General features: G+C 52.8%; 24 protein-coding genes and 1 tRNA gene. 13 read left to right on the forward strand and 12 right to left on the reverse strand.

What is annotated here, in order from left to right; genetic code table 11:
- Positions 1-224: 224 nt before the first annotated feature.
- From G556_RS11935 to G556_RS0108130, 3 genes are read left to right on the forward strand one after another with little or no spacing between them, the layout of a single operon-like run.
- Entirely contained in the window at positions 225-1580 is a 1356-nt protein-coding gene (locus tag G556_RS11935) for a Y-family DNA polymerase (RefSeq protein WP_233418216.1), read from the forward strand.
- On the forward strand, positions 1577-1927 hold the full coding sequence (locus G556_RS0108125; RefSeq protein ID WP_028822413.1) for a hypothetical protein: 351 nt from the start codon (positions 1577-1579) through the stop codon (positions 1925-1927). The genes G556_RS11935 and G556_RS0108125 overlap by 4 nt, the downstream gene beginning before the upstream one ends.
- A complete protein-coding gene (locus G556_RS0108130) occupies positions 1917-2213 on the forward strand; it encodes a DUF5960 family protein (protein ID WP_016455842.1) in 297 nt (98 codons plus the stop codon). Before G556_RS0108125 ends, G556_RS0108130 begins: the two co-directional genes overlap by 11 nt.
- Here the strand turns inward: G556_RS0108130 and msrB are convergent.
- Positions 2210-3151 carry a peptide-methionine (R)-S-oxide reductase MsrB gene (msrB, locus tag G556_RS11940; protein WP_028822414.1) on the reverse strand — a complete coding sequence of 314 codons (942 nt, stop codon included), beginning with the start codon at positions 3149-3151 and terminating at the stop codon, positions 2210-2212. The two genes, G556_RS0108130 and msrB, sit on opposite strands and share 4 nt — an antisense overlap.
- A 174-nt stretch (positions 3152-3325) precedes the next feature.
- On the opposite strand from msrB, the gene G556_RS0108140 reads away from it, so the two are divergent.
- The gene (locus G556_RS0108140) at positions 3326-3751 is read left to right on the forward strand and encodes a hypothetical protein (protein WP_155941789.1); all 426 of its coding nucleotides are present in this window, start codon (positions 3326-3328) and stop codon (positions 3749-3751) included.
- A gap of 29 nt (positions 3752-3780) precedes the next feature.
- Here G556_RS0108140 and G556_RS0108145 read toward each other — a convergent pair whose 3' ends face one another.
- Genes G556_RS0108145 through dut form a run of 3 tightly spaced genes read right to left on the reverse strand, consistent with a single transcriptional unit; the run spans position 3781 to position 6105 of the window.
- Positions 3781-4923: a class I SAM-dependent RNA methyltransferase gene (locus G556_RS0108145; RefSeq protein ID WP_028822416.1), complete on the reverse strand. Its 1143-nt coding sequence runs from the start codon at positions 4921-4923 to the stop codon at positions 3781-3783.
- The gene (locus G556_RS10710) at positions 4920-5606 is read right to left on the reverse strand and encodes a DUF3710 domain-containing protein (RefSeq protein ID WP_036916243.1); all 687 of its coding nucleotides are present in this window, start codon (positions 5604-5606) and stop codon (positions 4920-4922) included. The genes G556_RS0108145 and G556_RS10710 overlap by 4 nt, the downstream gene beginning before the upstream one ends.
- Before the next feature lie 28 nt (positions 5607-5634).
- A complete protein-coding gene (gene dut / locus G556_RS0108155; protein WP_211219454.1) occupies positions 5635-6105 on the reverse strand; it encodes a dUTP diphosphatase in 471 nt (156 codons plus the stop codon).
- A gap of 59 nt (positions 6106-6164) precedes the next feature.
- On the opposite strand from dut, the gene G556_RS0108160 reads away from it, so the two are divergent.
- Positions 6165-6437, forward strand: a complete 273-nt coding sequence (locus tag G556_RS0108160; RefSeq protein ID WP_016455848.1) for a DUF4235 domain-containing protein — start codon at positions 6165-6167, stop codon at positions 6435-6437.
- On the opposite strand, the gene G556_RS0108165 is transcribed toward G556_RS0108160, so the two are convergent.
- Positions 6434-6727, reverse strand: coding sequence for a DUF4193 domain-containing protein (locus G556_RS0108165; RefSeq protein ID WP_016455849.1), 294 nt, complete (start codon positions 6725-6727; stop codon positions 6434-6436). The two genes, G556_RS0108160 and G556_RS0108165, sit on opposite strands and share 4 nt — an antisense overlap.
- Before the next feature lie 257 nt (positions 6728-6984).
- Here G556_RS0108165 and sepH point away from each other — a divergent pair, with 257 nt between their 5' ends.
- Together sepH and acnA are read left to right on the forward strand one after the other, a co-directional pair.
- On the forward strand, positions 6985-8082 hold the full coding sequence (gene sepH, locus G556_RS0108170) for a septation protein SepH (RefSeq protein ID WP_028822418.1): 1098 nt from the start codon (positions 6985-6987) through the stop codon (positions 8080-8082).
- A gap of 72 nt (positions 8083-8154) precedes the next feature.
- Positions 8155-10830: an aconitate hydratase AcnA gene (acnA, locus tag G556_RS0108175; protein ID WP_028822419.1), complete on the forward strand. Its 2676-nt coding sequence runs from the start codon at positions 8155-8157 to the stop codon at positions 10828-10830.
- 61 nt (positions 10831-10891) lie between these two features.
- Here acnA and G556_RS0108180 read toward each other — a convergent pair whose 3' ends face one another.
- From G556_RS0108180 to G556_RS0108190, 3 genes are all read right to left on the reverse strand, one after another.
- A complete protein-coding gene (locus G556_RS0108180; RefSeq protein ID WP_016455852.1) occupies positions 10892-11794 on the reverse strand; it encodes a universal stress protein in 903 nt (300 codons plus the stop codon).
- A gap of 86 nt (positions 11795-11880) precedes the next feature.
- Positions 11881-12549 carry a response regulator transcription factor gene (locus G556_RS0108185; RefSeq protein WP_028822420.1) on the reverse strand — a complete coding sequence of 223 codons (669 nt, stop codon included), beginning with the start codon at positions 12547-12549 and terminating at the stop codon, positions 11881-11883.
- A complete protein-coding gene (locus G556_RS0108190; protein ID WP_233418210.1) occupies positions 12546-13292 on the reverse strand; it encodes a sensor histidine kinase in 747 nt (248 codons plus the stop codon). The genes G556_RS0108185 and G556_RS0108190 overlap by 4 nt, the downstream gene beginning before the upstream one ends.
- Positions 13293-13395: 103 nt before the next feature.
- Between G556_RS0108190 and G556_RS0108195 the strand changes: the two genes are divergently transcribed.
- The 3 genes from G556_RS0108195 (at position 13396) to dxs (ending at position 17607) form a co-directional block, all read left to right on the forward strand.
- Positions 13396-14094 carry an ATP-binding cassette domain-containing protein gene (locus G556_RS0108195; RefSeq protein ID WP_036916294.1) on the forward strand — a complete coding sequence of 233 codons (699 nt, stop codon included), beginning with the start codon at positions 13396-13398 and terminating at the stop codon, positions 14092-14094.
- A gap of 74 nt (positions 14095-14168) precedes the next feature.
- Positions 14169-15572: an FtsX-like permease family protein gene (locus tag G556_RS0108200; protein WP_051176803.1), complete on the forward strand. Its 1404-nt coding sequence runs from the start codon at positions 14169-14171 to the stop codon at positions 15570-15572.
- 130 nt (positions 15573-15702) lie between these two features.
- Positions 15703-17607 (forward strand): 1-deoxy-D-xylulose-5-phosphate synthase, encoded by a 1905-nt coding sequence (dxs, locus tag G556_RS0108205; protein WP_051176804.1) that lies wholly within the window; start codon positions 15703-15705, stop codon positions 17605-17607.
- On the opposite strand, the gene G556_RS0108210 is transcribed toward dxs, so the two are convergent.
- The 3 genes from G556_RS0108210 to G556_RS0108220 are packed head-to-tail and all read right to left on the reverse strand — an operon-like array spanning position 17596 to position 20239.
- The gene (locus tag G556_RS0108210) at positions 17596-18801 is read right to left on the reverse strand and encodes an HRDC domain-containing protein (protein ID WP_036916244.1); all 1206 of its coding nucleotides are present in this window, start codon (positions 18799-18801) and stop codon (positions 17596-17598) included. The two genes, dxs and G556_RS0108210, sit on opposite strands and share 12 nt — an antisense overlap.
- Positions 18798-19385, reverse strand: a complete 588-nt coding sequence (locus tag G556_RS0108215; RefSeq protein WP_081675560.1) for a DUF3000 domain-containing protein — start codon at positions 19383-19385, stop codon at positions 18798-18800. Before G556_RS0108215 ends, G556_RS0108210 begins: the two co-directional genes overlap by 4 nt.
- Before the next feature lie 56 nt (positions 19386-19441).
- The gene (locus G556_RS0108220; RefSeq protein ID WP_028822427.1) at positions 19442-20239 is read right to left on the reverse strand and encodes a sirohydrochlorin chelatase; all 798 of its coding nucleotides are present in this window, start codon (positions 20237-20239) and stop codon (positions 19442-19444) included.
- A gap of 205 nt (positions 20240-20444) precedes the next feature.
- Between G556_RS0108220 and G556_RS0108225 the strand changes: the two genes are divergently transcribed.
- Together G556_RS0108225 and G556_RS10715 are read left to right on the forward strand one after the other, a co-directional pair.
- The gene (locus G556_RS0108225; RefSeq protein ID WP_036916245.1) at positions 20445-21158 is read left to right on the forward strand and encodes a DsbA family protein; all 714 of its coding nucleotides are present in this window, start codon (positions 20445-20447) and stop codon (positions 21156-21158) included.
- Positions 21155-21964 carry a cytochrome c biogenesis CcdA family protein gene (locus tag G556_RS10715; RefSeq protein ID WP_051176805.1) on the forward strand — a complete coding sequence of 270 codons (810 nt, stop codon included), beginning with the start codon at positions 21155-21157 and terminating at the stop codon, positions 21962-21964. The genes G556_RS0108225 and G556_RS10715 overlap by 4 nt, the downstream gene beginning before the upstream one ends.
- Here the strand turns inward: G556_RS10715 and G556_RS0108235 are convergent.
- Entirely contained in the window at positions 21961-22662 is a 702-nt protein-coding gene (locus G556_RS0108235) for an HNH endonuclease family protein (protein WP_028822429.1), read from the reverse strand. The genes G556_RS10715 and G556_RS0108235 overlap by 4 nt on opposite strands.
- Positions 22663-22750: 88 nt before the next feature.
- Here G556_RS0108235 and G556_RS0108240 point away from each other — a divergent pair.
- Positions 22751-22824, forward strand: a tRNA-Val gene (locus G556_RS0108240).
- Positions 22825-22968: the final 144 nt, after the last annotated feature.

A 22968-nucleotide genomic window follows, 5' to 3' on the forward strand; every position in this document is an offset into this window, starting at 1 on the left:
GAGTGCAAATCCACCACTCAAGTATCGAACATTTGATCTAATATTGATTTAGGTTTATCGTACAAATATTCGATTACCTGCCTTGGCTTGAAGTCGTGATTGGGCTTGTTCGGTTCGTGCTACTTCGCTTGCCAGGCGCCGCAGAATGCTAACGAAGGGAGGTGATTTTAGTGGGGTACATAGATTATTCGAGGGAGCCGAATTCCGATATCGCTTTCGTGGATATGAAAAGCTTTTATGCAAGCGTCGAATGCGTCAAAAGAAATTTGCACCCGCTAAAAACCTCTCTTTGCGTAATGAGCAGGGCGGATAACGCAAACGGTCTTATCCTTGCCAGTTCTCCGGTGTTCAAACAGGTTTTTGGTAAAGACAACGTGGGCAGGGCCAGGGATCTGCCGTTCGACGTTAGAACCCGCAGATTTAACTACGCGAACGCTGCCAGCCAAAATGTTCGGTTGACTAAACAGTATGTTCGCTCCGTCGAGGAGTGGGCGCAGCGCACCTTGATAGTTCCGCCTCGGATGGCGCTCTACATAGAAGAAAATCTGAAGATCCAGAACATCTTCCGCAGGTATGCGCCTGAGAACAAGGTGTATCCCTATTCGATCGACGAAGGATTTGTCGATCTAAGCGGTTCTCTGGACTTTTTTGTTGCGGACCACATGTCGAGGGCCGAAAAACTGAACCTGGTGTCTGGCCAGATACAGGCAGATATCCAAAGAGAAACCGGCATTTTCTCTACCGTCGGAATGAGCAACTCGAACCCGTTGCTGGCCAAACTCGCCTTAGACAACGGAGCTAAGAAAGCTCCTACGATGAAAACTAATTGGTCGTATCAAGACGTCGAAACGAAGGTTTGGGGCATAAAAAAGCTGACCGATTTCTGGGGAATAGGGAAGAGGACAGCTAGAAGGCTAAACAGGCTTGGGATCTTCTCGATCAAAGAATTGGCCAATTCAAACCCAAATCGGTTGAAGAAAGAGTTCGGCGTGGTTGGCGTCCAGCTTTGGTTCCACGCGAACGGAGTGGACGAGAGCAAATTGAGCAAGCCCTATATTCCCAAGTCGAAGGGGCTCGGCAACTCGCAGGTGCTGCCTAGGGACTACCGCACCAAGTGCGAGATCGAGCTTGTGCTTCGCGAGATGGCCGAGCAGGTGGCGGTTAGGCTCAGGCGGATCCACAAAAAGGCGACAGTTGTTGGAGTCCATGTTGGGTTTTCCCACCGCGACGAGCTCCGCTCTATTAACGCCAGGGCGAAAATAAACCCGAGCCAATCCACCCAGGTGCTCTCCGACACGGTGATCAGCCTGTTCAGGAACAAATATGTTTACGGCAGCGTGCGACGTATCGGGGTCAACTACGAGTGTCTGGTCGACGAGTCCTGCGGCGTTTACACGCTCTTCGATGACGTGGCCAAGTTGGAACGGGAAGACAAACTAGATCGTGCCGTCGATCAGATCAGGGATAGATTCTCTTATCTTGCGGTGCAGAAGGCGAGTTCCTTGCTGGAAGGATCCAGGGTCCGCGAGCGAAGCAAGTTGATCGGCGGACACTGCGGTGGATTGGATGGAATAGTATGATCGACCGCTCGTATCTGCCGTTCAAAGCCGCAAGAGAGTACAGGGATCGCGGCATGGTCAAGTGGATGGGGCTTTTCCTCTCCGAGCACACTAGTGCGCTGTCCTCGATAGGCGACAAGGTGGATTTTTCGCTGAAAATGCCCGAAGAGGAGAAGGTGTTTCAGCTCTCACAGGTGTATGTGAACAAGCTGACCATCCTCTGCTTCACCACTTCTAGGAAAGAACCGTACTGCGGCCAAATATGCGATTTGAGCGATCGAGTGGTTCATTTTCGCTCAGAAGGTCGAGTGCACGAATTCGGCCTGGATGAAATTCTCAGCTTGGAACTCGTGGAACATGCGCAGTGAACTAGATAAGGGCAGCGCGCAGTTCGACTACTTCTCAAGAAATTACGAAAAATTCGAGGATGACTTCTACGAGGTAGCCGACACTACGGTTCCGCTTGCCTTCCTAAACGATGACATCCTTAAAATGATGGTCGCGACCGGCATAGATTTTTTCAAGCTAAGCGGCGACTACACCAAGGACGGTTCCAACTACTATTTTTTGTTTGAGCGCAGCGGGCAAGAAGACAATCCTGCAGTGGTCAATTTCAGATACCTCGAGCGAAGAACTGGCCGCACTCCAGGTTAAAGGTCCGCCAGGTATTCGCCATAGCCTCTCGATTCCATCTGATCTTCGGGGATGAACTCTAAGGCTGCGCCGTTGATGCAGTAGCGCAGCCCGCCTTCTTCGTAGGGCCCGTCGTCGAAGACATGCCCGAGATGGCTTTCCGCTTGGGAACTCTTAACCTCGATGCGTTCCATCCAGAGCGACTTATCCGAGTGGTAGGTGACTTCTTTGGGAGAAATAGGCTTGGTAAAGCTCGGCCAGCCGCAGCCGGCGTCGAACTGGTCTCTGGAGGAAAACAGCGGGGCTTTGCTGACGATATCTACATATATTCCGCGCCCGCCGGGGTGAGCGAATTCGCTGGTGAAAGGCGCCTCAGTTCCGGCGTTTTGCGTGACATCGTAAGAAAGCTCGGAAAGATTCTCTTTTTCCTTCTCGAAGTTCGGCATTACGTATGAGGACGCTAGCGGCTGGTCCGCGAGCGCAAGATTGATGTGGCAGTATCCAAAAGGGTTCTTGTCCAGGTAGTTCTGGTGGTAGTCCTCTGCCAGTACGAAGTTCTCTAGCGGCTCGACGACGATTGCGCTCTTTTGCCCGAGTTCCTTTTCTAGGGCCGAGATAGATTTTTGGATTACTGGCAGGTCGCTTTCATCTACATAGAAGATTCCTGTTCGGTATTGCCTGCCGACGTCATTACCTTGACGATCCACGGAAAGCGGATCAATGATTCGGAAGTAGTGACGCAGAATCTCGGCCAAGGAAATTCGGTTAGCGTCGTAATCAACCTGAACGGTCTCGGCATGGTCGGTTAGCTTCAATAAGTTGTAGTCGGTATCAATCGTTTTCCCGTTCGCATAACCAACAAGAGTGCCTAGCACGCCCTCGATCTTCTTGAAGTAACCCTGAGCACCCCAGAAGCACCCTGCAGCAAGAAGGATCTGTTTTTCTAGTTCTTTACCCACAACTTCTCCTTAAAAAGACGAGCCGGCACATGTTGGCTAAAACGCTGGAGGCACGGTGTTTATTTCTTCGTCGGAGAAAACAATTTGGAATGGGAGAAATTTCTAATCTTCGGCTAAAAAGAAAAGACGCAATTGAGATGCTATGAATACGCGTTGCGAAAATAGGGGTAAAAGATGAATAAAAGATTATTGCTGATAGCTGCTGGTATTTTCTTGACGGCACAGCTTATTGGGGCTATAAAAATGAATCTAACTGTCGAGCCCTATCTACCGACTCTGCTGACCACAACGATCTGGCTAGCCAATGCCGTAACTGGCGTTTTGGTTGCCATAGTGATCGTAAACGCATGTGCAGAAAAACGAGCAAAGATTCTCGAAGGCTGGGGCAGTAGCCGAAATCTCTGTTTCCTGGCCTTTAGCCTGATTCTGGTTCCGGAGCTGGTCAAAATAGCTTTTTATCAGGCCATATCCGAGGACGCAATAGATCCTGCAAGCCCATTTTTGTGGGGTTTCGACACGCTTTTTAGCCTTTTGCTGTGCGCTCAGATAGTCGGTGCGATGATTCTTGCTATCTTGCTTGGCCTTAAAATCCGAGACTAAATAGAAAAACTTAGAGAAGCGAGCAAGTGTTACTTTTTGAGTAGGGCAACAGATTCGACGTGATGCGTCATGGGGAACAAGTCGAATGCCCTCAGCTGGCGCAATTCATAACCATTTTGGAAGAAAGTCTTTAGGTCTCTAGCTAAAGCGGCAGGATCGCAGGCGACGTAACAGATCGCTCGGGCACCGAGCGTGGCGAGTCTTTTGATGACTTTGGCTCCAGCGCCAGATCTGGGCGGGTCTAATACGATCAGGTCTGTGCGTCGAGGCAGTGCGTTCAGGCTTCGTGCCATGTCGCCGGCGTGGAACTTAGCCTCCGGCACGTTTTGCCTGGCCATTCGGATTGCGGGTTTGGCGATCTCGATTCCGCTCACAATGCATCCTGCATCTGTAAGCGCCCCGGCGAATAATCCGACCCCGCAGTAGAGATCGAGTGCGTGTTCGCCTTTACGAGGAGAAAGGAACTTCATTACGGTCTGGCTCAAGACCTCTGCGGCGAGGGGATGTACCTGCCAAAAGCCATCGGCCCTGACCTTGTAGTCGCGTCCCAATACGGTTTGAGAGACAACTTTTGGTCCACTCAAAGCTGAGTTCTTCTCGTCCAGAACGCTGACAGAGCTATCGGCGACGCATACCTGCAATTCCTTTGCGCCTTTAGCGAACTTTTCTAAGCCTGCTTTTGCTTTCGGGTGAGCTATTCGGCATCCACCCTCTGGTAGCTCAACTAAATTATTGCTTCGCCACCCGCGCAGCCCGACCCTGCCGTTTTTGACCAGGTAGCGCATCCTGGTGCGCCATCCCAGCCCAGAGCCAGCAGGATCATCGCCAGGAACATATTCAACCTCAACGGGCCAATTAATGCCTGCAAGTCGATGAAGCTGCTCCGCGATAACTTGCGCTTTTAGCTCCCGCTGTACGGCCAGATCTGCGTGCTGAAAATCACATCCACCACATGCGAACGCCACCGGGCAAGGCGGATCGACGCGGTCAGGCGAAGCCTCGATCACCTTGGCCACGTCGCCCCACCAGAAACGATCCTTGGTGGAATCGGTGATGGATACCTCGACGAGTTCGCCTGGTAGCCCGTGCCTGACAAATACGACTCGGCCGTCTATTCGCGCAACGCATGATCCGCCGTGGGCGATCGCCCCGAGCCTAACCTGGTATGTCACTGTTGCTTGGTGATGCCGATCTGTTCGGGAATCTCCATCTCGATGACGTGTCCCGGCACGTGTGGCGATTCGTCGCGGTTCACAACGATGTTCGAGAAGAACTCGTAGAGAAGCTCCGCGGGGCCTTCGAGATTTTCGGCCATTCCAGCTTGTCCCATCAGAACGCCACGCAGCAGCCACCCCGGTCCTTCGGCAAACCAAGTGCGCGAAATGTGGTAGGCGCGTTTGCCGTCCTTGTCTTGAAGCGGAAGCACGCGACGGATCTCAGTTCCGAACGGCCCCTCGGCAAGTGTTACTTCGCCGCCGGACTGTTCGGTGGAACGGATCATGTCGTCCCTGACCTGGCGCATCAGGCTCGATTGGGAGGGAGCGGCAAAAAGTGCGACCTCAATCGCAGACTGGCCACTGTTAACGAGTACCGCCTGAACTGAGTTCGTCTGCTGATTTATCTGGAGCTGCATTCCCATGCCCTCAAAGGGAGTGAAGATCAGCGCGCCAAAATCGAGGCGCTCGATGTCGTCCGCATCCAGATCCACTTCGGAAATATCGAAGGGGCCGTCTTCCCGCCAGTCCTTGCTGGCATCGAGCTTTTCCCAAGGATCTTCGGCAGCGCGTGCCGGAGCCTTCGTGGTCTCTTCGGCTTCGTCCTGCTCCGCGCCTTTACGCTTCTTACGGCCAAACATCAATGCTGCTCCTAACGCTCTTACGCGATTAGCCTAGCTTCTCGCCCCATTTTGTGACACCTCCGGTAGAGCCATAGCCGCCCTCGCCGCGTTCGGTGTCGCCTAAGTTATCTGTTATTTCGAAATCAGCCTGCCAAAAACGTTGAATGACAAGTTGTGCGATCTTGTCACCGCGTCGAAGGCTAATCGTTTTTTCGGGGTCGGTGTTGATTAGGCAAACTTTGATTTCTCCACGATACCCCGAATCTATGGTTCCGGGAGAATTAACGATGCTGAGGCCCTCCCGAGCTGCTAATCCAGAGCGGGGATGGACCAGCCCGACATACCCATCGGGCAGTGCGATAGCGATACCGGTAGGCACCGTTTTACGCTCGTGAGGGGCGATCTGGACGTCAACTCGTGCGTACAGATCAGCGCCTGCGTCACCAGGGTGCGCGTAGGTCGGAACTGGCAATTTTGGGTCGAGCAGTTTGAGCTGAACCCTCAAAGGATTATTCACTCTCCCAACGTTACCTTGGTTATGATGGATGAGACCACAACGTATGGATAGGAACCTCGATGGCCAATATTGAGACAAAAGTTGTCGCCACCGCCCTTGGAGCGGTAGCGACCTTTGCGACGCAGAAGTTGATTACTGCTGTTTGGAAGAAGGTAACTGGCAACGAGCCGCCGGATCCCTACGATCTGGAAGCGACTTCTGGCGAGGCGCTCATGTGGGTCGCTTCGACGGCTGTCGGCGCCGCAGTCTCGCAGCTTGCTGTGCAGCGTTTCGTTAAGAATCGCTACGAACTAGTCGGCCAGGCGAGGGCGGCGCGAAGAGCCCAAAACTAAACGCAGTCGACGCAGTAAGACTGGTCCCCGCGTACCTCGGCCAGTTGGCTACTGCTCTTCACTAGGAAGCAGCCAGCGCAGGTGAATTCACCGGCCTGTCGGGGCAGCACCCTGACGGTTAGTTCTTCGTTAGATAGATCGGCTCCGGGAAGCTCGAACGATTCAGCAGCTTCAACTTCGTCTTCGTCTACGTTTCCGGAATTATTGTCGCGTCGTCCCTTCAACTCTTCAATAGAGTCGGTACGCATTTCCTCGTCGGACTTGCGTGGAGCGTCGTAGTCAGTCGCCATTTCTTCTCCTTAGAGCTAGTTGAATTGAACCTTAACGGTTAGTTCGTGTTGTCAGCGGCTAAGCTATCACTTAGTGGACTTAATACCATGCCCAGGGGACTGATTGTTAATCGCTTAGTGTTAAACCACTTCGGTTACGTCTTTTATTTCCGGGTGCTTTGCGTGAAATGGGTCGAATAACTTCGGCCAGTCGCGCTAAGTTGGCAGGGTATAGATCTAGTGATGCTGTAGAAGCTTTATTTTTCGGAGTTAATTACATGGAAAGCGCACTTAGCCCACGCGATATTCAGGCTCGTCTACGTGGGGGCGAAACGGTGGCTGAGGTGGCCAAGGCCGCAGGCGTCAGCGAGTCGTATATTGACGCCTTTGCTGGGCCAGTTTTAGCCGAGCGCGAGCACGCCGTGTCGCTCGCAGGTGAGTGCCAGGTGCGCAAAAGGGGCGAGCTAAATTCATCCAGAAAGCTAGCAGAAACAGTTAACGCTACTCTCGAGGCAAACGATGTGAATCTCGATGATGTGCATTGGGACGCTTGGCGTGGCGAAGATAAGGCCTGGTTTGTTCAGGTGTCTTGGCCGGCGCTCCAGTTCAGCCCGCAGCCGCTAGACGGTGAGCTCGACGAGTTGGCTTACGACGCTCCACCGCAGAAAGGTGACAATGCAGTCGCTTTGTTCAACTTCGACTTACACGGCCGCTACAGCATCGCAGCCAATGACAATGCCAGGGTTTTAATTGGTGACTACGAATTGAAGCCCCTGGCGCTTGAGGAAGAAGAGCTGGAATCCGAGCCGACCCTCGATCTGCACGACGAGATGGCCCTCATTCGAGCCACTCAAGAAAATGGTGGCGTCAGGCCGCCTGCGGTTTTGCCTGACGCCGAAGTCGATTATGAAGATCCTGAAGACTATGTTCCGGCCCAGTTCGAGCAGGTAAATGGCGTCTATGACATCGTCCCCAACAACGATAAAGACCTGGACGTTCTTTATGACATGTTGTCAGGCTTCAACGAAGATTCCGTTCGGATTTACACCGGTTTGACTCGTCCTCCTGCCAATGACGAGGACACCGAACCCATCCTTGAAGAGGAATCGGTCACGGATGAGCTTGAAGAGGCTCCTGAAGGGGTGGAGACGAAACTCGAGACTGAATCCAGTGAAGAAGTCCGAGTGGCTGGCGAGCCTGAGAGGCCCATTGAAAAGGCTGCTAAACCCAGTAATCGTAAACTCCGTAAGCCGCAGACCGCCAAGCAGGATCCGTTGGTTGAAGGCGAGGCGCCAAAGAAGCGGAAGAATCGAAAGCGTGCCACTGTGCCAAGCTGGGACGAAATCATCTTCGGGGCGCCTAAAAAAGAAGACTAGAGCTTAGGGCACCCTTTTTGAGCTGACTGTCCAATTGAGATATCTTGACATCAAGATATCTTGGAGGTTTAAGTGGCCAGTCTCGACAGTTTCAAAGCAAAATCTTCCCTAGACGTAGACGGTAAAAAGTACGATTATTATCGACTAGATGCCGTTAAAGGTCGGGTCCGTCTTCCGTATAGCTTGAAAGTTCTTTTGGAGAACCTCCTTCGGCTCGAAGACGGTAAAAACATCAGCGCAGATGACATCTCGGCGCTGGCCAACTGGGACAGCCAGGCGCAGCCCTCCCACGAGATTCAGTTCACACCCGCTCGAGTGGTCATGCAGGACTTCACTGGGGTCCCTTGCGTGGTCGATCTTGCTGCAATGCGCGATGCGATGCAGGAGCTTGGCGGAGACGTCAAGAAAATCAACCCGCTAAGCCCGGCTGAGTTGGTCATTGACCACTCCGTTGTCGCGGACGCGTTCGGCACCGAACAGGCTTTGGCGATCAACACTAAACTCGAATATCAGCGCAATAAAGAACGCTACCAATTCCTGCGCTGGGGCCAAGGCGCATTCGATAACTTCAAAGTTGTTCCGCCCGGCACCGGCATCATCCACCAGGTCAACATCGAGCACCTTGCTAGGGTCGTTTTCTCGAAGGAAACCGATGGTTCTCTTCTCGCTTACCCGGATACATGTGTAGGAACCGATTCGCACACGACGATGGTTAACGGTCTTGGCGTCGTCGGTTGGGGAGTCGGCGGCATTGAGGCCGAGGCAGCGATGCTGGGTCAACCTGTCAGCATGCTTATCCCTCGTGTAGTTGGCTTCAAGCTGACGGGTAAGCTGCCCGCTGCCGCGACTGCAACAGATCTGGTTCTGACGATCACCGAGAAGCTGCGCCAACACGGCGTCGTCGGCAAGTTCGTGGAGTTCTACGGACCTGGCGTTAGCGAGGTGCCTCTTGCTAACCGCGCGACCATTGGCAATATGAGCCCTGAATACGGCTCGACCATCGCGGTGTTCCCGATCGATCAAGCGACGATCGACTACATGCGTCTGACAGGACGCGATGAGCACCAGATCAATCTTGTTGAAGCCTACGCAAAGGCACAGGGCATCTGGTTCGATCCAAATGCCGAGCCAGATTATTCCGAATACTTGGAGCTCGACCTTGCGGATGTGCATCCGTCGATTGCAGGCCCAAAGCGTCCGCAAGACAGGATCGCGTTGTCGCAAGCTGCTGAAACGTTTGAGGAAACAGTAGGCGACTATGTGACTCAAAACAGCCGCGCCTATGAGGCAACCATCGATGGCGAAAAAGTAACTTTGACCAACGGTACGGTAGGCGTTGCCGCAATTACCTCTTGTACTAACACGTCAAACCCTTCCGTTATGGTCGCCGCTGGGTTGCTTGCTAGGAACGCAGTCGCTAAGGGGCTGACTCGTAAGCCGTGGGTTAAGACCACGCTTGCTCCTGGCTCCCAGGTCGTCACCGATTACTTAGAGGATTCTGGTCTTCTCGAACCCCTGGAGGAGCTTGGGTTCGATGTTGTCGGTTACGGCTGCACGACGTGCATCGGTAACTCGGGGCCTCTCATAGATGAAGTCTCGAAGGCCGCCAACGAATCTGACGTGGTAATCACCTCTGTGCTGTCTGGCAACCGAAACTTTGAGGGTCGAATCAACCCGGATGTAAAGATGAACTATCTGGCCAGTCCGCCTCTAGTGGTGGCCTATGCGCTGGTAGGAAACATGGATTATGACATCACTACGCAGCCTCTCGGCAAGGACCCGAAAGGCAGCGATGTGATGCTAAGCGATATCTGGCCTAGCCCTCAGCAGATCGACGAGGTCGTAGGGAAATACATCAACACCAAGATGTATCAAGATTCGTACGAGAACGTTTTTGCCGGTGACGAGCGTTGGCAAAGTTTGCCGACTCCCACAGGCGATAGCTTTGAATGGGATGACGCATCCACATATGTGAGGAAGCCGCCATACTTCGAGCAGATGCCGGCCAAACCGCAACCAGTTAGTGACATTAGCGGAGCACGAGTTTTGCTTAAGCTTGGCGACTCCGTAACAACGGATCACATCAGCCCCGCAGGCGCTATCAAGCAGGATTCTCCGGCAGGAAAATATTTATTGGAGCACGGAGTCGAGCGAAAAGACTTCAACTCCTACGGCTCAAGGCGTGGTAATCACGAAGTGATGATTCGCGGGACCTTCGCCAACATCAGGTTGCGCAATCAGCTCGCTCCTGGAACAGAGGGTGGGTTCACCAGGGATTTCACAAGAAAAGATGCCCCAGTGACAACCGTGTATGAGGCTGCAATGAACTATTCGGCGCATAATAAGCCTCTGGTCGTTTTGGCGGGTAAAGAATACGGTTCTGGAAGCTCGCGCGACTGGGCGGCGAAAGGCACGATGCTGCTGGGCGTTAAAGCTGTTCTTGCGGTCAGTTACGAGCGCATTCACCGCAGCAACCTTATCGGCATGGGCGTATTACCGCTTCAATTCCCCGAGGGGCAGAACGCCGATTCACTAGGTTTAAGCGGGGAGGAGATCTTCGAGATCACCGGTGTAAGCAAGCTCAATTCCGGCCAGACTCCAGAAACCGTGAGGGTTTCGGCGACTTCACCGGAAGGGGCAGTAACGGAGTTCGACGCGAAGCTTCGCATCGACACCCCGGCTGAACGTGAGTACTACCTAAATGGTGGAATTATGCAGTACGTACTGCGTTCCCTGTTGAACAAGTAACCAAACAAAATGCGGCCAGCTTTTGTGCTGGCCGCATTTTTGTTTACTTATGAGATTTTGTCTACTTATGACAACGGATGACGGCTGTCGGAGCGCTGCTTAGCCGGACTACTCGGCGGCTGGTGCTTCCCAGCAGCAAACCGGTGAAGCCTCCTCGTCCGCGGCTAGAAACGACGATTAGCTGAGCGTTCTTAGACTCCGCGGCCAACGCGTCGCCTGGATTGGCATTTACAACCTTAGAGGTGACTTTGACGTTCGGGTACTCCTGCGCTAGTTCAGCCACTGTGGACTGAATGAAGGCATGGCTTTCTTCGTTGATCTCGTCTGCGTCGACGAGAACGACCATTGTCGCCTCACTGGCAGCCGGTGGTGCGTACCAAGCGTGCATAACGACGAGGGGAGCGCCGAGTTTGTCTGCCTGCTCGAAGGCGTAACGGACGGTCTGCTTAGCGCGAGAATCGTCATCGATGCCTACCAGGACGGGGCCACCAGGTCGTTCCTTAAAGTCGTGAGGAATGGTGATCACTGTTCCACCAGCGTTAGTCACCACAGAGTCAGCGACGCCACCAAGTGTGAAGATGCTTGCCTGCCCTGAGCCACGCTTGCCCAAGATAAGGGTTTCGGACTTCTTGGTTATTTCGACCAAAGAACCTGCGACATCCCCCTCTAGCAAAATGCTTGAGACCTCAATGGCGGGCGCAACTTCCCTTGCCTGAAGTTCAGCTTTGTGCAGGCGAGCTAGGTACTTGTCCTTCTGGCGCTCGTTGTAATTGGCCTCGAGCATCGCCTTCCACACGTGAGACTTGCGAGGAAGCATAACTTCCGGCTGAACCATGACGATGGTCAGGCCCGTACCGTGGCTCTTCGCCCATTTGGCGGCCCACTGCGTGGCTAGATAGGAGTTTTCAGATCCATCAATGCCCACCACAGTGCTGTGCACCTTGGAGATGTCTGTCGATGTCATTTCTCCTCCTTAAATCCTGTTATCAGGTAATTATCTCATTGAAAATGTTGCAGGTTTGTGATTTAGATAAATGTTTGCCAACGAAGCTACAAAGCTAAGAAAGTCAGAATTGCTCTGACCCTACGGTTTTCTTCTCCAGGTTCTAGCCCTAGCTTGGAAAAAATGTTAGAGACATGCTTGGCGACTGCGGCAGAGGACAAAAACAATTTCTCCGAGATTTGATTATTCGATAGTCCTTGGGCCATCAACTCCAGGACCTCAAATTCCCTAGGCGTGAGTCTGCCCAGCCCAGAGCGTGAGTTATTCATCATCGCCCGGGCAACCTCGGGGTCGATAACCACTCCGCCAGAAGCAACTATCCGCAGCGAATTAATGAAATCCACCACGTCGCTGACCCTGTCTTTCAACAGATAGCCTGAGCCACCGGCGCTAGAGGGCAGCGCGAACAGCTGCTGGGCGTAGCTCGGCGCAACGTATTGGCTCAGAACCATAACTGCCAGCTGAGGATTCTTCGACTTAACCTCTAAAGCTACCTGTAGACCATCGTTAGTCATGGTAGGTGGCATCCGCACATCGGTAACTAAGACATCGGGCAGAGCATCGTTCGCTTCCAGGTCGTTCAGCAGAATGCGGAGCTGGTCTGCGTCGCTAGCATGACCGACTATTTCAAACTCTTGACGCTCCAAAAGACCGGCTAGACCTTCGCGAAGGAGGGCCGAATCGTCGGCAATGATGAGCGAAGTTTTTTCGGTCATCTTTCGCTCCCGTCAATGTTGATTGCGCTGCTGCCTCGGTCGATGAGTAACGGGAGGGTCGCGCGGATTTGGGTAGGGCCGTCAGTAGGGCTGGAGATACTCATCGTGCCACCGAACGCTGCTAGCCGTTCCTGCATTCCAGCCAGGCCGTGGCCCGGTCTCAACTGGGCCCCGCCAGGGCCGCCGTCAACCACGGAAATGGTCAGGCTGTCATCAGAAGTGAGGAGAACGGTTACGTTTGAGTCTGGGGCGTACTTCGCGGCGTTCGCGATTGCCTCGGTAGAAAAGAAATAGGCGGCCGCCAGAACTCCCTCTGGAATTTTCGGTAAAGGATTCGGGCAGATTATTTTTATGCGACCGATAGACCTGTTTGCAATGTCCGACAATGCCGCATGAAGTCCGAGCTCGCTGAGAACTTGAGGATGTATCCCTCTAACAGTCTGGCGCAAAGAATCGAGGCCTTTTTGAATAGCCTCTTTAGCTTCACCCAACAATTTTGCGACCTGCGGATCGGAGCAGGCGGTGTGTGAAAGCTGAGCTTCGCCCAATTTCATTGCGGCAAGAACTAGGTACTGCTGGGTGCCATCATGCAGGTCTCGCTCGATGCGTCGCCTCTCAACCTCATAGGCGTCAACAATGACCTTTCTAGATTGCACCAAGTCAGCTATCTTTTTAGCGGTCTCAGACTCATTAGAGTTAGGGAGATTGCGGCGCCTGAAGATCATTTTAATAATGATAGTCATCGATTATCGCTCTAGGCAGTAGTGCTAGCAATACCTAAAAGAGCAGATCTGGCACTGTTCTAAGCAACCGGTAAAAAAAGATGAAATAGGTCTCATGAATGGAATGCCTAACGTCGTGTTGAGAACACACGACATTACGAAAAATTTTGGTGACGTTCGCGCGCTAGCAGGAGTCACGATTGCCATTAAGCAGGGCGAATCGCTAGCGATCATGGGGCCTTCGGGGTCAGGCAAATCGACACTGCTGCATTGCCTAAGCGGAGTGCTAGTTCCAGAGTCGGGTAGCGTCCACTATCTAGATGTCGAGCTTAGCGGGTTGAGCGACGCACAACGATCCCGACTTCGGCTCTCTCAATTCGGCTTCGTGTTCCAAGACGGGCAGTTGATTCCAGAACTGCCTGCCAGAGAGAACGTTGCGCTACCACTGATGCTAACGGGTTCGGCTAGTTCTAAGGCGCTAAAAGCAGCAGACGAGATGCTATCCAAGCTAGGCCTTGGCGATATGAGAAACAGGCGCCCCGGCGACATGTCTGGCGGCCAGGCTCAGAGAGTGGCTACGGCTCGAGCGCTAGTTGGCAACCCAAGCGTCATTTTCGCCGATGAACCCACAGGTGCTCTAGACCAGGCAACTGGGCACGAAACCATGCAGATGCTGACTACCGTAGCCCGCCAAGTGGGAGCCGCATTGGTTGTGGTTACGCACGACGTAAACGTTGCTAGATGGTGCTCGAGACTCGTTGAGATTCGTGACGGGCTTATCCACGCAGATCGTCTTTTAGATCGCGAACAGGGGAGGGGCTAATGACAACCCCGACCAACTCTAAGAAACCGTTTCTAAATAGCTCGGCACATGGACTATCAAAACTGACAGTACGAATGGCTCGGGCTAGAACATCTCAACACGAAGGCGAATCGCTGCTATCGATAGCTTCGATATTCGCATACACGGTTTGTAGCGCACTTGCGCTAACAGTCGCAGGTGGCACCTGGATGTTCTACAACAGGGCATATCACCCGACAGGGCTAATAGCGGAGGTGCTAAAGGAGGATCCATCTTTCGATAAAGTCCTCGACTTCTATTTCGCGCTAGCTATCCTGGCCTGCGCTCTTATCGTCCCCTCAGTGGTATCTCTTGCGTCAAAAGCGGCTGTTCTGGGGGCCAAAGGCCGCGAAAAGCGCCTAGCTGCGCTGAGGCTCCTAGGCCTGACAAGCGGAGAAGTGACTCGCATGACCATGCTGGAGAGCGTAGTTTCTTCCGTAATCGGTTGCGCAATAGGAACGGTCATCTACTTGTCGACGTTGAGCATGTGGTCTGGGCTGACGATCATGGCCCAAAAAATATCTCCTAAAGAGATGCTTCTGCCGTGGTGGGGATTTCTAGCCGTCGTCGGCTTTATCGTCCTACTAGGGGTGCTCTCCTCCTGGTGGGGAATGCAACAGGTCCGCGTATCGCCGCTAGGCGTAGCTCGCAGGACGAATAGCCCAGCTTTGAAGGCGTGGAGGGCAGTGCTCTTCGTCATTATTCTCGTGGCGGGATTCCTCGCCGTGGCAAACATAAATCTTGGTGGGGGAGCATCGAAGAACGTGTTGTTCACCTTCCTGCTATTTTCCGCAGTTTTGTTGTTGGTCATCTTTGGCTTCAACATCGTTGGGCCATTCTGTCTGCAATTAGCGGCGAAGCTGATCGCGAAACTGCCATTCGCAAGCGTAAAACTGGCCTCCAGACGAGTAATTGCGACCCCGAAAGCTACCTGGCGGCTGGTTTCTGGCATGGGGCTGCTTGCATTTATCGCCGGCTACATTTCGATGATGCCGATAACGCTAAACACAGACTTGGCGGACGGCTCAGCAATAAAAACCTTCATAGATCTGAGTCTTTGGGACTTCAACAAAGGAGCGATGATTACGCTTGCTGTGGGGTTCTTGCTGACCGCGGCCTCCACTTTGATCAGCCAGGCCTCACAAACCATCGAACTCGCCCCGCAGTCGCGTTCGCTTGCCCGAATGGGCGCGCCCAGGAGCTTCGAGCTGAAGGCCATGTGGCTTGAGACGCTGGGTCCGCTATCCTTCGCTGTCATTTCGGGGGCCGCATTGGGAATCTTGTTCGCTATGCCCATGCAGGCTGCTGCCCAACAGATGAGTGGAAAATCAGTAGACACCGCTGTGGGGCCGATGCTCCTGCTCATCGGCTTGGGACTAGGTGCTACTGCTCTTGCGCTACTTGCTTGCCACCCACTGCAGGCAAGCCTGCTCAAGCAGCAAGTGAGAGCTAATGACTGATAGCTAGCCGAAAAATTCGATCGCTGGTTTCAGAAGGGTTATGACGATTTGGTCACGCCTAATTCGTCATAGCCCTTCGGGGCGCTACAGTTGAATGTTGTTAAGTTGAAGCGATCGAAAGGGGCTTTGCATGGGGGCCAAAAGCGTGGGTAAGAGCGACATGCTCGACGCTTATTATCCTTTGCTCGCCAAAATCGATGACCCCAAAGATCTGCGTCAACTCGACTACAAGCAGCTTCTCGATCTGGCAGAAGAGATCCGTAAGTTTTTGATCAAAAACGTAAGCGCAACTGGCGGACACCTAGGGCCGAATCTGGGCGTGGTGGAGCTTACGTTGGCAATGCACCTCGTCTTCGAATCACCAAATGACCCGTTTATTTTCGATACCGGCCACCAGAGCTACGTGCACAAAATATTGACTGGTCGGGCGAAAGACTTTCCGTGCCTACGACAAAAAGATGGGCTATCCGGTTATCCATCTAGGCAAGAATCTGCACACGATTGGGTGGAAAATTCTCATGCGTCGACGTCGCTTTCTTGGGCCGAGGGAATAGCGAAGGGCATCAGGTTGCGTGGTGAAAAGAATCGCACAGTTGTAGCTGTTATCGGCGATGGTGCTTTGACCGGTGGAATGGCCTGGGAGGCCCTCGACAATATCGCGGTTGATGAGGATTTGCCGCTAGTGATTATCGTCAACGACAACGGTCGATCTTATTCTCCAACTGTCGGTGGTCTTTCTCGCCAACTATCGGGTTTCAGAACCGACCCGCGTTATGAAGAGACCCTGAACGTTCTACGAAAGACGCTCAAGGGTGCGCCGCTCATTGGTCAGCCCTTATTCGAACTTTTGCACGGCTTGAAGGCTGGCATCAAGGACGTGCTTGCCCCGCAGAGCCTGTTTTCTGACCTCGGCATAAAGTATCTAGGTCCGATAAACGGGCATAACCTAGAAGCCCTCGCGGTGGCATTGCAGCAGGCTAAAAATTATGGTGGCCCGATTATCGTCCACGTGATCACTCAAAAAGGCAAAGGATTTAAAGCTGCGGAGCAGTACTCCGAAGACCTTTTCCACTCAGTTGGAAAAATTGATGATGTAACTGGTAAGAAGCTCGTCGTTGACGATCGAAAATCGTGGACAGATATTTTCTCCGACGAAATCGTCAAAATTGGGCGAGATAAAGAGAATGTCGCTTGCATCACCGCGGCGATGCTTCATCCCGTGGGGCTGGCTAAGTTTGCAGAAGAGTTTCCCGAGCGCACGTTCGATGTCGGAATCGCTGAACAGCATGCCGTGACTTTTGCGGCGGGGCTGGCGGCCACCGGAATCCACCCAGTCGTAGCTTTCTATTCCACGTTTTTGAATAGAGCTTTCGACCAAATTTTGCTGGACGTGGGTATGCACAAGGCCGGTGTTACGTTCGTCTTGGACCGCTCCGGTGTAACTGGCACTGATGGAGCAAGCCATAACGGTATGTGGGATGTGCCGCTGCTTTCGATCGTTCCTGGCTTGAGGCTTGCAGCTCCTCGTGACGAGCAGCGTTTGCGTGCGGCATTGCGTACGGCTGTTGATGTCGACGACGTGCCAACCGTAATCAGGTACTCTAAAGAAAAGCTTTCGCAACCTGTGCCTTCCGTGAAAACCGAGGATGGCATAGATTTTCTCAAGGTCTCACACAACCCAAGGGTGTTGATCGTTAGCTATGGTCAGTTTGCTGCTCTGGCGCTCGAAACCGCAAAAAAACTCGAGTCTTTGGGCTTTGCTGCTGATGTCGTCGATCCAGTTTGGGCATTGCCGATCAGTAGCGAGCTCGTCGAACTGTCTGAGAAGTACGAACTGGTAGCAACGCTAGAGGACAACCTTGTGGCTGGTGGCATGGGCGAACAACTCGAGATTTCCTCTAGAAATCCGAACATGTGTCATTTCGGGGTGCCCAGAAAGTACCTTCCACACGCCAGCCGCGGAGAATTGCTTGAGCAGATGGGCCTGACTCCAGAGGCGATCTCGCAGGTCGTCTTTAGCCGGCTAAGCGCTTAGCCCTGATTGGATTATCTCCAGGATTTCTTGGCGTTGCCATGGCCGAACGCCCAAATCAGTTAGCTGCGATTCCATGTCTTCACTGGGCTGCCAGAGCGCCTCACGAAGTGCTGCGGGGGAAACTAGATTCTCGACAGGAAGATTTAGCGTTTGAGCTTTTTCGATAATTTTTGGCCGGATCCGGTTCCAGCGCTCCGCAGCCTCGGGATTGATCCGTTGCCAATTTCGTGGTTTGGGAATTCCGGTTTTGTGCACCCTGAGTTGCGGTAGGTCGGATTTATCAAGCCCGGCTACCGTGTCCAGCGCATTTTCCCAGGCAGACATGTGCTTCCTAGGCTCACGACGTCTAAATCCCATTACCCTGCGCAATTTCGAGATGGTTGGGACGCTTTCTTCGCTTGCTTGGCTAGCGATTTCGGTTATTGCTTTGTCTATCAAAACTTTGTGCGGCGATTTGTCCAGCTCGCGGGCGATCTTGTCACGTTGCTCGTAAAGCTCACGAACCAGAGCCATCCCACGTCTGGTGTGGACGTCCTGGAGCCCCGAAGTTCGTCTCCAACGCTCATCAGCACATTTCGGTTCGTGATGGTCTGCCCAATAAACCAGATGGGCGAATTCTTGTTTCGCCCATTCTTCCTTGCCTGCATCTTCGAGATCTACGATCATTTTCTTTCGAAGATCGATTAAAAGCTCGACGTCCAAGGCCGCGTATGCGATCCAATCTTGAGGGATGGGGCGAGTCGACCAGTCGTCAGCGGAATGCTGTTTTTCGAGGTGGAGATCGAAGTAGTGTTCGATCATAGCGGCCAGGTTAACTTTCTCGTATCCGAGTAGTCTGCCCGCCAGCTCGGTGTCGAAGAGGCTTGCCGGACGCATATTCAGCTGCCACAGGTTAGGCAAATCCTGTGTCGCTGCGTGCAGAATCCACTGGGAATCGCCGATTGCCTCATTCAATTCGCTGAAATCTGCAATTTTGCCGTGCTCGAAACTTATCGGATCTATTAGAAAAATCCCGGCGCCATCTTTTTTTATTTGGACAAGATAGGCCTTGTCTGAATATCTAAAGCTCTGCGCCCTTTCAACGTCGATGGCGATTGGTCCTTCAGCCTCGGATACCTTATTGATCATCCGATTCCAGGACAGCTCGTCGTTAACAATTACCGGCTCTTCTGCCGGATGGGTCAAAGTCTTCATTTATTCGTTCGCCTGCTTAGGCTTACCACTCCGGGAGCTAGCGGCGGCATGCCGCATGTGAAACACATAAGCTGTTGCCAGGCCTCTAGGTGGGGAATTATTCCCCGGTCATCGATGTTTGCAGTCCATGAGGACCTGATTTCAATCTCTGCTGTGTCCGGCTCTTCAGCTAGGGCACCGAAGCTCCTGCTGGTCACCGCAGTAACTGTTCCGGATGCGGCGTGGAATTCGGCATCTGACTGCCCCAGAGAATCGCTCAGCCAATTCCAACCTACTTCGGTTAGTAACGGATCCATCGCCATCTCGATGTCTACGTCCGCCTGCACAAATGACACGCAACGATAAGTGCCGTCCCAGGCTGGATTGCCGTCGGGGTCGTGAAGAATGACGAGACGAGCAGTGCCGACTTCTTCGCCGAGCCGATCGATGTCAGCCTCGATTGCGACAGAAAACGGCGCAATTCGTTGAGGAGACGGCATCTGCGAAACTTTAATCTCGGGGCGCCATTGAAAATTCAGGACTCCACTGCAGACATCATCGAATTGATGCGTCGGCAGTTTCGCGACCGAAGGCTTAACTGACACATCTGAACCCTACGGGGTTCAGGGGCCGTGCTGCGGTAGGCGCGCCTATGCTCAGGCTATCCCAGGTGGAGCTGGGCAATGTTAGAAGGCGCCTGCTTTTGATTCTCGAAGGCCATGTCGAGCATTTTCATGGCTTCGAAAGAATAGCGAGCCATAATCAGATTGCACAGTCGAGGGTCTGGACCGAAAGGCGAACTGATGGCTATCGCTCGGTTGGCTAAAGCATTTTCGTAAAGCGCTTGATAGCAATCGTCGGGAGTTAAGAACAAAGATCCGACGGCAATTGATCTTCTGCCTTGATCGTGAAGTGAGGAAATGGCCGATTTCACGGATGAACCAGTTCCGTCACCGCAAGCAAATACCACAGGTAGTTTGTGGTGTGACGACCATTGACGAGCTCGGCGAAGCAGCACCCCTGAGCCACGGGTGTCGCCAAAGCTCGGTGCAGCTAGTACCAGGCCGTCTAACTCCAGGCAGCGGTTTGCCGTCAAGGCGGCTCGCAGCCTCTCATCGATAATGTTGAGGAGCTCTGAGACGGGTCCGATTGGTTTTGCCAGCCCGATCTTCATCTGAGGGAAAGCGGACTTGAGGCTTTCGTGCATGGCAACCACGTCTTCTGTGGCGCTAGCAACGCTGGTGAAATCTAGCGGAACTAGAACAGTCTCTTTGGTACCGCGACTATCGAGGGCCTTCAGCGTCTGCTTGCCTGTGGGGGATGTCTTGCCGCAAAAAGCTAGATGGATGGAAAGCTCCGGGCGACGAATCTGCATTTCTTTGCGAAGTGCGTGAACAACCTGTTCGGTTGCTATCTCAGCGGGACCATTAGACACCAGAGCTAATGCTGGGGCTGTCATGCTGGTCACCTCCCCAAAACTCGAAACCAACTATTTCAAACCTTGATCAGATCATTTCATGATTCGAGATATGGAGACAAACTTTGTTGTTTTGCGGTTGGCAAACCAAAAACAGCTAAGTGAATGGTCGTGAAATTGCCGAACTTGCAATAAGAATAAATAGGTAGGGTTAGTCGTACACGATGCTTAAATAAGGAGAGGCCGAATGAGCCGAAAAGCTATTGTCACGATTGTTGCTGCAGTGATCTCGGTACTGATCATCGGAGTGCTAGCGATATCTTCGAATAGCAATAAAGCTGAAAAGAAAACTGGTGCTCAGGCCTCAACAAATTCAGTCCAGTTATCAGACCAGGAGAGATTCCACTTAAACCTTCCCAGGCGCGATGCCTCTGACAGCATGGCTATGGGTGACGTTGATGCTCCGGTAACACTAATCGAGTGGGCAGACTTCCGCTGCCCGTTCTGCTCCCTTTTCGCTGAGCAGACTTTGCCCAAGCTTCAGCACTATTTCGATGAGGGTAAAGTGCGCTTCGAGTTCAGGGATATGCCTGTCTTTGGTGACGACTCCATATATGCGGCGATGGCTGCTAGAGCAGCAGGGGAGCAGGGGCTATACCATGAGTATCAACTGGCTCTTTATCGGGCGCTGCCAAATAGCGGACACCCGCCGGTCAGTGAGGAGCTGGTTCTTGAAACCGCCCAGAAGGTCGGGGTCCCCGATATGAATAAATTCAAGTCCGATCTGGAAAGCGATGAGCTGAGCGAGCTTATTCAACGCGACTACGCGGAGGCGAAACAGCTTGGGATCTCTTCGGTTCCGATTTTTGTTATCGGCACGCAAGCTTTGGAAGGCGCTCAGCCCTTGGATGCGTTTGAATCAGTAATTGAAGAGGAACTAGCTAAGGCTTCTCAACGGTGAATATCGGATTTGCTGCAGCGTTTTTAGGCGGCATAGCGGCGGTGTTTAGCCCCTGTTCGGCAATGTTGCTTCCTTCGTTCTTTGCGATTGCGTTCGGGGCAAGACTTCGTACCCTGCTTGGGCGGGTTGGAATCTTTTATATAGGCTCTCTGCTCACGTTGGTTCCATTAGGGCTCGCTGCCGGAACAATGGGGACATTGCTTGCCGAGCATCGCCAAACTATCTCTTTAGCCGGCGGAATCGTACTCATCGTTATCGGCCTGTGTATTGTCTTTGGCTTTTCGCTGCCCATCCCAGGGCTGCGGGCTAGAGGAGGATCTAGCGCGCTATCAGTTTTGGTGTTGGGGATGGTCTACGGGCTGTCTGGAACGTGTACCGGTCCGCTACTAGGTGCCATCTTGACCATGGCTGCAATTTCTTCATCTCCCCTTTACGGCGCTTTTCTCCTCGCCATATTTGCCGCTGGAATGGCGGTGCCTCTGGCAATATTGGCGTTGCTTTGGGACAAGGTGGATTTGGCTAGCAAACTGCGTCCACGAGTAATTAAAATCGGGCCTTTTGAAACCACGCTCTGGGCGATCGTCTCGGGTTTGTTGTTTGTGGGCCTGGGTGTTTTGTTCTTAGCTTCGGACGCAACCGGCGCTCTTGGTGGATTGCTCGATGCGGGTGCTCAGCAGCAACTTGAAATTAGCCTCGGAAAGATCGCGTCCTGCGTGCCGGATGTCGTCGTTCTAATTTTGCTCGTTGTGGTTATCGGCCTGCTGGCTTGGTGGGCCGTAAGCCGAACTCCGAAACAAAGAAATTAGGAAACTTTGCAGCCGTCTAAGAGCTGAGAAATGACCTTTAGCTCCCTGCTGTCCACCGTAAGTGCGTACTTCTGCTTGACGATCACTTGACGTGCCACGTAGTCACAGCGGAAGTCCTTATTCGGTGGCAGCCACCCTGCTGCATCGGCTGAAGCTTTGTCGTCGTTAGCTTCGCCGGAAACTGCCAACAGATTCAACGGGTCGTTAGCAAACTGCAGGCGTTGGTTATCGTTCCAGGCCCATGCGCCAGAGCGCCACGCCTCTGCGAGCGCTACGACGTGGTCGATCTGTACTTCCTCGGACCTGGATTTTGAAAACTCAATCGTTTGATCGGTGTAGGGATCCACTAATTTGCCGGCAATGACCACACAGTTCGATCCTGGACGAAATTCGACGTCACTTAAGTCTCTGATTAAGACGTCGTTTCGTGTGTAGCACCCGTTTCCATCGACGTCTTCCCAGGATTCTCCGAAGCGGATTCGTTCGTAGTCGCCATTTCGATCTGGCTGTTCCACCTTCAAGCTGCCCAAGGATTGTTTCGCTTTCGCAACCAATGCAGAGTCGTTTGTTTTCCCGCCTTCGTGCGGGTTCGGAGCCCCAATAAATGCCCAAGCTGCCACGAGGGCGAAAACTAATGCGGTAACTATCTTGATGGAGCCGGGGACCGACTCCTTCTTACGATCTGCTCGTGACTTCATGCGTTTCATAATATGTGGTTTGTTCAGTTTGAGTTTTTAGGTAAAAGACGTTTAAACTTACAACTCGTGCGATTCAGCATCGCAAATCGGGCGCATAGCTCAGTTGGTTAGAGCATCTGCCTTACAAGCAGAGGGTCCGCGGTTCGAGTCCGTGTGCGCCCACCGATTTAAACCAGATTTTCAGCCTCTGACTAGGCCTTTAATCGTTCCCAAAGATTTCCTGTCAAGTTTTTTGCGGGAATTTAACCCGCATTTATTTATACCGGGTAAAAAATTCTTGCTTTAGAAAGTCATTTTCGTAAATCG

Origin of the sequence: Propionimicrobium lymphophilum DSM 4903 (assembly GCF_000423485.1) — a bacterium.
In the GTDB taxonomy this organism is placed as follows: Bacteria; Actinomycetota; Actinomycetes; order Propionibacteriales; family Propionibacteriaceae; genus Propionimicrobium; species Propionimicrobium lymphophilum.

Coding starts and splice junctions, on each gene's coding strand:
- G556_RS0108185 (WP_028822420.1), bottom strand. CDS start 12,549: ATGACCGAAAAAACTTCGCTCATCATTGCCGACGATTCGGCCCTCCTT.
- G556_RS11935 (WP_233418216.1), top strand. CDS start 225: ATGAAAAGCTTTTATGCAAGCGTCGAATGCGTCAAAAGAAATTTGCAC.
- G556_RS0108190 (WP_233418210.1), bottom strand. CDS start 13,292: ATGACTATCATTATTAAAATGATCTTCAGGCGCCGCAATCTCCCTAAC.
- G556_RS0108200 (WP_051176803.1), top strand. CDS start 14,169: ATGGCTCGGGCTAGAACATCTCAACACGAAGGCGAATCGCTGCTATCG.
- G556_RS0108140 (WP_155941789.1), top strand. CDS start 3,326: ATGAATAAAAGATTATTGCTGATAGCTGCTGGTATTTTCTTGACGGCA.
- G556_RS0108225 (WP_036916245.1), top strand. CDS start 20,445: ATGAGCCGAAAAGCTATTGTCACGATTGTTGCTGCAGTGATCTCGGTA.
- G556_RS0108235 (WP_028822429.1), bottom strand. CDS start 22,662: ATGAAGTCACGAGCAGATCGTAAGAAGGAGTCGGTCCCCGGCTCCATC.
- G556_RS10710 (WP_036916243.1), bottom strand. CDS start 5,606: ATGTTTGGCCGTAAGAAGCGTAAAGGCGCGGAGCAGGACGAAGCCGAA.
- G556_RS0108195 (WP_036916294.1), top strand. CDS start 13,396: ATGCCTAACGTCGTGTTGAGAACACACGACATTACGAAAAATTTTGGT.
- G556_RS0108160 (WP_016455848.1), top strand. CDS start 6,165: ATGGCCAATATTGAGACAAAAGTTGTCGCCACCGCCCTTGGAGCGGTA.
- G556_RS0108220 (WP_028822427.1), bottom strand. CDS start 20,239: ATGACAGCCCCAGCATTAGCTCTGGTGTCTAATGGTCCCGCTGAGATA.
- G556_RS0108210 (WP_036916244.1), bottom strand. CDS start 18,801: ATGAAGACTTTGACCCATCCGGCAGAAGAGCCGGTAATTGTTAACGAC.
- G556_RS0108125 (WP_028822413.1), top strand. CDS start 1,577: ATGATCGACCGCTCGTATCTGCCGTTCAAAGCCGCAAGAGAGTACAGG.
- G556_RS0108180 (WP_016455852.1), bottom strand. CDS start 11,794: ATGACATCGACAGACATCTCCAAGGTGCACAGCACTGTGGTGGGCATT.
- G556_RS0108130 (WP_016455842.1), top strand. CDS start 1,917: ATGCGCAGTGAACTAGATAAGGGCAGCGCGCAGTTCGACTACTTCTCA.
- G556_RS0108165 (WP_016455849.1), bottom strand. CDS start 6,727: ATGGCGACTGACTACGACGCTCCACGCAAGTCCGACGAGGAAATGCGT.
- dxs (WP_051176804.1), top strand. CDS start 15,703: ATGGGGGCCAAAAGCGTGGGTAAGAGCGACATGCTCGACGCTTATTAT.
- sepH (WP_028822418.1), top strand. CDS start 6,985: ATGGAAAGCGCACTTAGCCCACGCGATATTCAGGCTCGTCTACGTGGG.